We start from the raw sequence: 11415 nt of genomic DNA on the forward strand, positions 1-11415 counted from the left end.
TTCCCTGAAATTTCTCTGACTTTACCAAGGTTGTACGGAAAATAGATTAGTTTTTTTAGAAATATGTATTAATAAAAATAAAGAAGGTGTTATACAATGGATGTTATGGGAAGCATGCTTGATAATATTGAAGTTCCTAAATTTGCTCGCATTAAACAATTTTTTGATACAACTAAGATTGATGATGTTGAGAAACATATTAACTTGCAATTTAAAAGAGAAGACATAAAAAGAACGATAAAAGCAAATCAAACAATAGGTATAACTGTTGGCAGCCGTGGTCTTGCAAATCTCAAAGATATAGTAAAATTTTTATGCAGTAATATCAAAGATTTAGGTGCTACTCCAATTATACTTCCGAGTATGGGGAGCCATGGAGGTGCAATTGCAGAAGGACAGGCAGATTTTATTAGAGGGTTGGGTATCACAGAAGAATACGTAGGAGCAGAAATAAAATCTAGCATGGAAGTTATTAACCTTGGAACTACTGAAACGGGTTTGGAGGTATATTATGATAAGATTGCCAGTGAACTTGATGGAGTTATAGTTTTAGGAAGAATAAAGGCACATACGGATATAGATGGAGAAATAGAAAGCGGTCTTCATAAAATGATAGCTGTAGGCTTGGGAAACCATTTAGGAGCACAGGTAGTACATGCTATGGGGCTAGGAAAAGCAGCACCCAGAATAATATCTGTCGCAAGACATGCATTGAAACATGGAAATATAATATTTGGAGTAGGTCTTTTAGAAAATGCATATGACGAAACCAGTCATATTGAATTTATACCAACAGCGAAAATTGCTGAATCAGAAGCAAAATTATTAATAAGATCCAAGAAACAACTTCCTAAGTTCCTCTTTAACGATATTGATGTTTTAATTGTTGATGAAATAGGAAAAAACATAAGCGGTAACGGTATGGATCCAAACATAATAGGCAGGGGAATGATTGGTTACAAAAATAAAGAAATAAGAATTAATAAAATTGTTACCTTAGATACAACGAAGGAATCAGGATCAAATGCTTTTGGTGTAGGACTTTCAGACGTAACTACAAAAAGAATTTTCGATAAGTTAGAGACAGATGCAATGTATGCAAATGCTGTAACTGCTATAGCTATAATAGGTGCGAGAATTCCAATTGCTATGAGCAGCGATAAACGTGCAATACAGTTAGCTATCAGAGCAGTTTGTTCTGAAGAACCTAAAAACTTAAGAATTGTGAGAATTAAAGATACATTAAGCATGAGTGAAATGTTTGTTTCCGAAAGTTTGCTGAATGAAGTAAAGAACAATGAAAAAATAGAAATATTAAGTGAACTTGAATCCTTTGAATTTGATGAACAAGGAAACTTATTTTAAGCAAAAAAATTAATTAATTCATGACTAAAGGGGCGAGATAAATGAAAGCTGTGATATATGAAGGACATAATGTTCTGACTTATAAGGATGTAGATGATGTATCGCCAAAATATAATGAAGTAAAAATAAAGGTTAGAGCATGTGGTATTTGTGGAAGTGATATACATGGATATTTAGGGATTACAGGTAGAAGAATTCCGCCTGTAATTATGGGACATGAATTTGCCGGTGAAATACTACAGCTTGGAGAAGGTGTAAATGACCTCAAAATAGGCGATAGAGTAGCAGTTTATCCTTTGGATTTTTGTGGTAAATGTGAAATGTGCAAAAAGAGAGATATGCATTTGTGCCTTAACAAAAGAGCATTTGGTGTTTTAGATGTTGACGGTGCGTTTGCTGAGTATATTTGTGTACCATCTAAAGTATGTTTTAAACTTAACGACAATATTTCATATAAGGTCGGAAGCCTTATGGAGCCATTGGCAGTTTCCTACAGGGCGGTAAAGCATCTTGGAGATTTAAGCGGAAAAGATGTTCTTATAATAGGTGCAGGTACAATCGGTCTATTGGCATTAGCTTGTGCAAAAATGCAAAATCCAAATAGAATTTTTGTTTCTGACTTAAGTGATTATCGGTTAAAAATTGCAAAAAATATGGGTGCAGATATAGTTATTAATTCTGCATTAAACGATTTGCAAGAAACTATTATGACTGTAACTAATAATAAGGGTGTTGAATCAGTAGCGGAAGCTGTTGGAATTACCGAAACCGTAAAACAAGGGATAGATGCAATGGCGTTTGGAGGCACGGCTGTTTGGATTGGAATTAGCTCTAAGCATATAGATTTAGAAATGCAACAAGTCGTAACAAGAGAACTAAAAGTTAAAGGTTCATTTTTATACGGATATGATGAATTTAAAGAAGTAGTTGGATATCTTAACGATGGATTATTGAATGTAGAGCCTATTCTAAGTCAGGAAATTGCATTACGAGACTTACCGGAAACCATGGCAAACCTATCTGTAAATCATGGCAATCTAATAAAAGTTACGGTAGTAAATTAAACTTTCTATCTTAGGTAATTGTGTATTAACAATTTGTCATAAAGATGGATGAATGGTTGCAGTTGTGCAAACAATTTATGTAGATGGCGGGTACTTAATAAATTAATATTATTAAAAAATAATTATAGATACGAAGTGTATCTATAATTAATATAAACAAGGAGGTTGTGTTATGAAATTAATGCACACAAAGTTACCAGAATTCATTCGTAAAATGAAGGCTATAGCCGCAACGATGGGTTCTGTTTATAAAGAATGCGATGTTGTAGGTTTGGAAAATTTAAAGACTGCTAAGATGCAATCTAACAGAACAGGAAGAATTGAACGTGCAGTAGAAGATTTAGCTAAAAAGGAAGATGTTTATAAAATTGAAGTCGCTGTTATTCCACGTATTCCTGAGTCTATGCATAGCGCTGTAATCCGTGGTTTTGATAAAGATGGAAACCCTGTTCATGCTATACTTGAAACAATTAATATTCTACATCCTACAGAAGATATTTTGATTCATGATTGTCCGGATATTATAGATAGAAGACCACCGATAGGAAAACACTAATAAATAGAATGGAGGTATAAAATGAGCAAATTGAAATATAAAATTATTCCTGAAGGAATGCTAAAGGATATTTATATTCCTGTAACGGCAGTTTTTATAGATTATGCAGATGTTAAAGCTTGTAATCTTACAATGTATGAAGCATGTGAAAAAATAGCTGCTACAATTCCCGGACCGGCTGGTTTAAACATGTTTGATATGACAGCTACAACAACAAACAGTAATGGTATCATGTTGGACGGTGCGATGGTTTGTATGGCAGCATCTGATTATGGCAAAATTAATAAAGATTTTGGCTATCTTGAAATGGTGGAAATACCATATTCAGAAGAGCTTATAAAAGAAGAACCTCATTTAAAACAATGGAAAAAATTATTCCCTGACAGAAAATTATTTATGGGACCAAATCCTAACACTAAAGCAATTCCGATTCATAATGCAGTACTGACAGGAAGAGCCGGAAATAACAACTCAGGAACTGAAATGATGCATTATATTAATATGGAAGAATTACTTCTTCCTATTTCAGGTCAGGTTGAAATTATGAAAGATGGGAAAGTGGAAATAGGAGGTACCGGCTGGACTATTTCTGTTGGTATAGGAATGGTTGTAGGAGAAGAGTACGGACGCATAGTTCCTAGAAGACAATGGAAATGTGGTAAAACGGCGCATAACTCCGGTGAATATGCTAAATTTTTAAAAAGTCATATTCCTGTAATTGCAGCTGATAAAAGTGAACTAGCAAAATCAATTATTAATTCATTACAATCAGGCGTTATACCGGGCAGGGACATAGGAGCATCTCCATCAGTGTTATCTATAGCCAGACATATGAAGATTAAACCGGATTATGAGAATATCGAAGAAAATGCTTATGCTGAATTAGCTAGTGTTGGATGTACTAAGGAATGGATTAGGGCAGATGTAGAAGAATTAACACCTGAGGAAATAATTGAAAGGTCACATGAAATTATTCCCGGAATTGATAATCCACACAGATTTAATGTCACAGATATAGTACAAGTTAAATATGTAGAAGTATAAATCTTTATACCATGGCGGGAAGAGGATTTCCCGTCATGGTAGTAATGGAGTGATAGTATGCAGGAAGATATTAAAGTTATAGTTCAAGTTGATAAAACGGTGGTTAAAATTACCGGGTTACAGGTTAAAGGATTAAACATTCAACAACTTGAAGAAATATTGAAAAATAAATTAAAAAGCTTAATAAGAATTATTGGTGTGTCAGGGACTTCAATAGATATGGACATTTACGGAATTGAAGAAGAAGACATATTAAGAGAAGAAACCGGCTTAATTAGAGCTATAGCTTTAGCAGATGGTATAACCATATCGGATATAACTTCTTTATCCACTGTAAAAAAAATTCAAAGTGTTGATATAGACTCTATACCAGAATATACGGAGAATGGATGCAAAGGAGAAAGGTGGAATAGCATTTGATTAACAAGGCTGTAATTATCCCAACCGGAGATGAACTTAGGTCAGGTATAGTTTTAGATACTGATAGTCCTATGATAATGCAAGTTTTATTAAGCATTAACAATAAATGCTTAGTAATAAGAAATGAACCAATACCTGACGTTGAAAATATGATAATTGATTGTGTTAAGGACTACATAAATAAGAATGTAGATTTGATTATATTAATAGGCGGTTCAGGCGGAGGGCACAGATATAGTTCAACCCTGTGTAAAGATTATACTCATACCTCGTTGAATTCCATATTAGACAAAAAATATTCAACTGAACTTTATGGGAAAAATGGTCACATGTGGAGTAAGTTAATTTGCGGAGAAGTAAATAAAACTATGATTATTAATGTTCCGGGACCATATCAGGAAGCCCGTGCTGCTATTGAAGCTTTTAAAAAATCTTATGAAGAAAACCGCAGTGACTTGAAGCAAATTAACATAAATATGGCAAATGCAGTAAAGGCTCAATACTTTATATAATTATTATGGGAGTAAAATGAAAAATACAATTGCATATGAATCTTTTTTATTAAAAACACTTACTAAAGATAATTTTAGTATTATTGTGGGGGGATTCTGTCCAAAAGGTAAAAAGCTTGAAACAAGTAACATATATGAAAAGATAAGTGAGTTTATGTTAGGACAGTCGAAGGATGAATATATTATTGATTACACATTGGCTGAAGCAATAAAAAAAATATCTCCGGAATGGGTATCGGTAGTTGGTGCTTCTATATTAATCGACAATATAAAAAATAAAACAGGCGGTATTATAGGAAGTCCATATGAACAAAATGAATCAGCTCAAGAAGAGATTGAGGAGATAATAACGGACATATATTTAACATCATTCTCTGGGGGACCGGGAGCTGCTTTTAAAGGCTCTTATTATGATGGATTAAAACTAAAAAACATATTAATAGAATATAAAAAAGGAAAATATGATATTGATATAGTAATAAATAAACTTAGTGAAATTACAGATTTATATATCCTCGTAGAAGATGGAAGTGGTTATATGAGCCGCGGCGGTATATATGTGTCTGATAACAATGGTAAACACTATAAAACTTTCAATTAAACAATAAGAAATACAAAATTATAAAAAATGAAAGGAGCTAATTAATGAGTAAGAGAAAAACTCAAACAATGGATGGTAACATGGCAGCGGCTTATGCATCCTATGCCTTTACAGATATGGCAGCGATATTTCCTATAACACCTTCCTCGTCAATGGCAGAGCATGTTGATGAATGGGCAGCTGCCGGCGTTAAAAATATATTTGGTAACGAAGTAGTGGTAAAGGAAATGCAATCAGAAGGAGGTGCTGCCGGAGCCTTGCATGGATCCTTACAGGGTGGAGCATTATCAACAACTTATACAGCTTCACAGGGATTGTTATTAATGATACCAAATATGTATAAAATAGCAGGTGAATTATTACCGGCAGTATTCCATGTAAGTGCGCGTTCATTGGCTTCAAATGCACTTAGCATTTTCGGAGACCACCAGGATGTTATGTCAACACGTCAGACGGGTTTTATTATGCTGGCTTCAAGCTGCGTACAGCAATGTATGGACTTGGGTTCTATAGCTCATTTGACAGCAATAAAAACAAGAATTCCCGTTCTTCATTTTTTTGATGGCTTCAGAACATCCCATGAAATGCAAAAAATAGAAATATTAGAATATGATGAATTAGCTAAATTAGTAGATATGGATGCTGTAAAAAGGTTTAGAAATAATTCTTTGAATTCTAATCGACCAGTTCTTCGTGGTACAACACAAAATCCTGATGTCTTCTTTCAAACAAGAGAGGCTATAAATAAATTCTATGAACCTATTCCGGAAGTGATGCAATATTACATGGATGAAATCAATAAACTAACCGGAAGGGATTATAAATTATTTAATTATTACGGTTCTTCAAAGGCAGAAAGTATAATAATTGCTATGGGCTCAGGCTGTGATACTATTAGAGAAACAATTGAATATTTTAATAAGAACGGTTCAGATTACGGATTGTTGGAAGTTCATTTATTCAGACCGTTTTCAATAAAACATATGTTAGAAGCAATACCGGATACGGTAAAGCGTATAGCCGTTTTAGATCGTACAAAAGAACCTGGTGCTTTGGGAGAACCTCTTTTCTTAGATGTTAAGAATGCGTTTTATGGAAAAGAAAATACTCCTTTAATTATCGGCGGTCGTTATGGTCTTGGATCAAAAGAGTTTACACCTGCAAATGTTATGGAAGTTTTCACAAACCTTGAGAATGAGAATCCTGTTGATGGATTTACTGTTGGAATAGTAGATGATGTAACAAATAAATCCCTTGTTCCTTACGACAAAAAATTCAATCCATCTCCTGTAGGTACAATTGCATGTAAATTCTGGGGATTAGGTTCAGACGGGACGGTAAGTGCTAATAAATCAGCTATAAAAATTATAGGTGATAACACTGATAAATATGTACAGGCATATTTTGCATATGATTCTAAAAAATCAGGCGGGGTTACAATTTCCCATTTAAGGTTTGGCGATGATCAAATTCAATCTCCTTATGGAATCAATTCTGCTGATTTTATTGCTTGTCATAATCCTGCCTATGTAAATCAATATGATTTGTTAGATGATTTAAAAGAGGGGGGAGCATTCTTATTAAACTGCGTTTGGGATAAAAAAGAGTTAGAAAAAGAATTGCCTTCTAAAATTAAAAGGAAACTTGCAGATAAAAAAGCTGATTTTTATGTAATAAACGCAGTTGAAATTGCAAGAAAATTAGGACTTGGCAATAGAATTAACATGATTATGCAAGCCGCATTTTTCAAATTATCAAATGTAATGTCCTTAGAAGATTCAATTAAGCTATTAAAAGAGGCGGTAATTGAAAGCTACGGAAGAAAAGGACAAGATGTTATCAATATGAACAATAGTGCAATTGATGCCGGAGTTAATGCAATTGTAAAGGTGGAAGTACCTGATAGTTGGAAAACATCAAAGGATGAAGGAAAAGTGACGGATCATGAATTGCCGGAATTTGTAAAAGAAGTCATGATTCCTATGAATAGACAAAAGGGAGATTCATTACCGGTAAGTGCTTTTAATGGAATAGAAGACGGGACTTATCCAACTGACATAACTCAGTATGAAAAGCGTGGAATAGCTGTGGATGTACCTTATTGGAGTGCAGAAAAATGTATTCAATGTAATCAATGTTCATTTGTTTGTCCGCATTCAGTGTTAAGACCAATGCTGTTATCTGATGAGCAAGTTGAAGCATCACCTGTAGCAATGGAAACAAAGGCTGCTATAGGATATAAAGATAAACAGTTTTATATGGCAATGTCTGCTTTAGATTGTACTGGCTGCGGAAACTGTGCAGATGTTTGTCCTGCTAAGGAAAAAGCACTTGAAATGAGGAATTTGTCAAATAAAAAAGATGAATTAGTAAACATGTGGAATTATGCAAAAGATTTAGACCTTATAGAGGTTACAGATAAACAAAAATCTACAGTTAAGGGAAGCCAATTTGCAATGCCGTATTTTGAATTCTCCGGTGCATGTGCCGGTTGCGGTGAAACGCCATATGCTAAACTGGTAACTCAATTATTTGGGGACAGAATGGTTATTTCAAATGCAGCAGGCTGTACCACAGTCTGGGGAGGTTCAGCTCCATCTATTCCGTTTAAAAAGGATAAAAGAGGATATGGACCAGCTTGGGGATTCTCACTTTTTGAAGATAATGCTGAATATGGTTATGGAATGCATGTAGGTACTTTGACCATAAGAGATTCTGTTCTGAAGAAAGTAAAAATTCTCCTTGAGAATGTAACCGATGAAGAATTAAAAGAAGTAATGAAAGAATGGATAGAGGGTTATGCCATATCGGCGGGAACGCGTGAAAGAGCAGAAAAACTTGCTAATGCTCTCGAAAATCATAAAGAAATACCGGAATATGCAGAAATATATGAAAGGCAAGATGTTTTTGTTAAACAATCTAACTGGATATTTGGCGGTGATGGTTGGGCATATGATATAGGTTACGGTGGATTAGACCATGTACTTGCATCAGGTGAAGACATTAATGTTTTAGTATTTGATACTGAGGTTTATTCAAATACCGGAGGTCAGTCATCAAAATCAACACCAACTGCTGCTATTGCTAAATTTGCAGCCTCTGGTAAAAAGACAAAGAAAAAAGATTTGGGTATGATGGTAATGAGTTATGGCTATGTTTATGTTGCACAAGTAGCAATGGGTGCAAATCAAAACCAAACACTTAAGGCCATTTTAGAAGCAGAGGCATATCCCGGACCTTCTTTAATTATTGCTTATGCACCTTGTGTTAATCATGGAATTAAAAATGGAATGGGTAAAACACAAAATCAGGCAAAGCGTGCAGTTGAGGCCGGATATTGGTCATTATACAGATATAACCCAGTATTGAAAGAACAAGGTAAAAATCCGTTTACTTTGGATAGCGGTGAACCTTCGGCAAGTTTTGAGGAATTTTTATTAAGCGAGGTAAGATATTCTTCTTTATTAAAGCAGTATCCTGAAAAAGCTAAAGAGTTGTTCGCGAAAGCCGAAATTGATGCTAATGAGAGATTAAATAATTATAAGCGTTTAGCAGGCAAATAATTTAAATATTGAAATATTTAAATAGTTAATATATAATTATGTAAAAATTGGCAATGGGGGCAGATTGACATGAAAGCGAGCAATGAAACAACAAGCATAAGCACAAGCGCAAGGGTATATGAAAAGATAAAAGATATGATTTTACATTTAGAAATTCGACCGGGTGAAAAAATACCTGAAGAGAAAATCACTGAAATTGTTAAATGTAGCAGAACTCCTGTTAGAGAGGCTATCAGAAAACTTAGTGAAGAAGGATTAGTTTCAATTTATCCAAATCGATATTCTGAAGTAAAACACTATGAAGAGAATGACATTAAAAAAATTGGAGAACTGAGATTATCTCAAGATATCCTTTCATGCCAATTAGCTATAAGAAACGGTTCTAATTCTGACTTTTCTCAATTAAGGGAAATCGCAGAAAAGTGTAGGGTTAGTGCTGAAAAAGGAGATATTTATGAACGAATTTCTTTGGATTCACAATTTCATCTTAAGATTGCTCAAATAGGCAGAAATGATTTGTTGATTGAAAGCCAAGAGAAGTTATATATGAAAATTCACATTGTTCAAATATCAAAGTATACAAATATTGAAGACAGTATTAATCAAATCGGTACACATAATGAAATAGTCGATGCATTATTTGATCGCGACTATAAAAGGATAAAAATTTTATTGTGTCAACATTTAGAAGACTTTTTTAATATTGATCAAGAAATAATAAATATGTATTTAAATTAAATAAACAAAGGGCAAAGTTGAGGCATTTAGATTATATATATTATTTTTCTCTATTCTCAGGGGAAATTCTTGAGCAATCAGAATACAGGAGGTTATATAATGGCTTTAATGACAGGTGAACAATATATAGAAAGTATAAAAAAGATGAACATGCAAATTTACATGTTCGGTGAAAAAATAGAGAGTGCAGTTGACAATCCTATATTAAGACCTTCTCTTAATTCAGTTAAGGCAACCTATGATTTGGCGCAGATGCCGGAATATGAAGATTTAATGACAGCAACATCATCTTTGACAGGTGAAAAAATAAATCGATTTACACATTTACATCAAAGTTCTGATGATTTAATAAAGAAAGTAAAAATGCAAAGACTGTTAGGACAGAAAACTGCTTCGTGCTTTCAGAGATGCGTAGGAATGGATGCGTTTAATGCTGTTTACAGCACGTCTTATGAAACGGATAAGAAATACGGAACTAAATATTTTGAGAACTTTGTAAAGTATATGAAGTATATTCAACAAAGTGATTTAACTGTTGATGGAGCAATGACTGATCCAAAGGGGGACAGGTCATTGCCACCAAGCAAGCAATCGGATCCGGATATGTATTTGCGTGTAGTTGAAAGAAGAGAAGACGGAGTTGTTGTAAGGGGAGCAAAAGCTCATCAGACAGGTGCGTGCAATTCACATGAAGTTTTAGTAATGCCAACTATCGCATTAAGTCCGGATGATAAGGATTATGCAATTTCTTTTTCTGTTCCAATGGATGCAGAAGGAATCTTTATGATCATCGGAAGGCAATCCTGTGATACAAGAAAATCAGAAGGTTCGGATTTAGATATAGGTAATTGTGAATATGGCGGCATGGAAGCGCTTATTGTTTTTGAAGATGTTTTTGTACCGAATGACAGATTATTTTTAAACGGTGAAACTGAATTTGCTGGTATGATGGTAGAAAGATTTGCAGGATATCATAGACAAAGCTACGGAGGCTGCAAGGTAGGAGTTGGCGATGTTTTAATCGGCGCGGCTGCTTTGATTGCAGATTACAACGGAGCTCAGAAAGCATCTCATGTAAAGGATAAGCTAATTGAAATGACTCATTTAAATGAAACATTGTACAGCTGCGGCATAGCTTGTTCTGCAGAAGGAAACAAGACCGAATCAGGAAACTATATTATTGATTTGTTACTTGCTAATGTGTGTAAGCAAAACATAACGAGATTCCCTTATGAAATAGCAAGATTGGCAGAAGATATCGCAGGTGGTTTAATGGTTACGGCGCCTTCGGAAAAAGATTTGAGAGATCCCAAGTTAGGACCTTATATAGAAAAATATCTAAAAGGCGTTGAAGGTATTTCTGTAGAAGACAGATTAAAGGTTTTAAGATTAATCGAAAACATAACACTTGGAACAGCGGCTGTTGGATACAGAACTGAATCAATGCACGGAGCAGGTTCGCCTCAAGCTCAGAGAATTATGATTTCAAGACAGGGAAATATAAATGAAAAGAAAGAACTGGCTAAAAAAATAGCTAAAATATAAAATAGAA

Annotated in this window: 10 protein-coding genes; all 10 read left to right on the top strand. The window is 34.3% G+C overall.

The annotated features are described in order from the left end of the window. Window positions 1-96: 96 nt before the first annotated feature. Complete coding sequence (locus tag RT412_RS12985) at window positions 97-1365, top strand: lactate racemase domain-containing protein (protein ID WP_313344178.1); 1269 nt, start codon at window positions 97-99, stop codon at window positions 1363-1365. Window positions 1366-1406: 41 nt separating this feature from the next. Then, complete coding sequence (locus tag RT412_RS12990) at window positions 1407-2429, top strand: alcohol dehydrogenase catalytic domain-containing protein (protein WP_313344175.1); 1023 nt, start codon at window positions 1407-1409, stop codon at window positions 2427-2429. Window positions 2430-2601: 172 nt separating this feature from the next. Beyond that, entirely contained in the window at window positions 2602-2985 is a 384-nt protein-coding gene (locus tag RT412_RS12995) for a hypothetical protein (protein ID WP_313344172.1), read from the top strand. Window positions 2986-3006: 21 nt separating this feature from the next. Beyond that, complete coding sequence (locus RT412_RS13000) at window positions 3007-4029, top strand: hypothetical protein (RefSeq protein ID WP_313344170.1); 1023 nt, start codon at window positions 3007-3009, stop codon at window positions 4027-4029. Between the two features lie 57 nt (window positions 4030-4086). Next, window positions 4087-4449, top strand: coding sequence for a hypothetical protein (locus tag RT412_RS13005; protein WP_313344168.1), 363 nt, complete (start codon window positions 4087-4089; stop codon window positions 4447-4449). Next, window positions 4446-4961, top strand: coding sequence for a molybdopterin-binding protein (locus RT412_RS13010; protein ID WP_313344165.1), 516 nt, complete (start codon window positions 4446-4448; stop codon window positions 4959-4961). The genes RT412_RS13005 and RT412_RS13010 overlap by 4 nt, the downstream gene beginning before the upstream one ends. 16 nt (window positions 4962-4977) lie before the next feature. Further along, window positions 4978-5562: a hypothetical protein gene (locus tag RT412_RS13015; RefSeq protein WP_313344162.1), complete on the top strand. Its 585-nt coding sequence runs from the start codon at window positions 4978-4980 to the stop codon at window positions 5560-5562. Between the two features lie 44 nt (window positions 5563-5606). Then, window positions 5607-9125: a pyruvate:ferredoxin (flavodoxin) oxidoreductase gene (nifJ, locus tag RT412_RS13020; RefSeq protein WP_313344160.1), complete on the top strand. Its 3519-nt coding sequence runs from the start codon at window positions 5607-5609 to the stop codon at window positions 9123-9125. 69 nt (window positions 9126-9194) lie between these two features. Next, window positions 9195-9863 (top strand): GntR family transcriptional regulator, encoded by a 669-nt coding sequence (locus RT412_RS13025; RefSeq protein ID WP_313344158.1) that lies wholly within the window; start codon window positions 9195-9197, stop codon window positions 9861-9863. A 99-nt stretch (window positions 9864-9962) separates the two neighbouring features. Then, entirely contained in the window at window positions 9963-11408 is a 1446-nt protein-coding gene (locus tag RT412_RS13030) for a 4-hydroxyphenylacetate 3-hydroxylase family protein (protein ID WP_313344155.1), read from the top strand. The last annotated feature ends 7 nt before the right edge of the window (window positions 11409-11415 follow it).

It is taken from the genome of Sedimentibacter sp. (genome assembly GCF_032080165.1).
In the GTDB taxonomy this organism is placed as follows: Bacteria; Bacillota; Clostridia; order Tissierellales; family Sedimentibacteraceae; genus Sedimentibacter.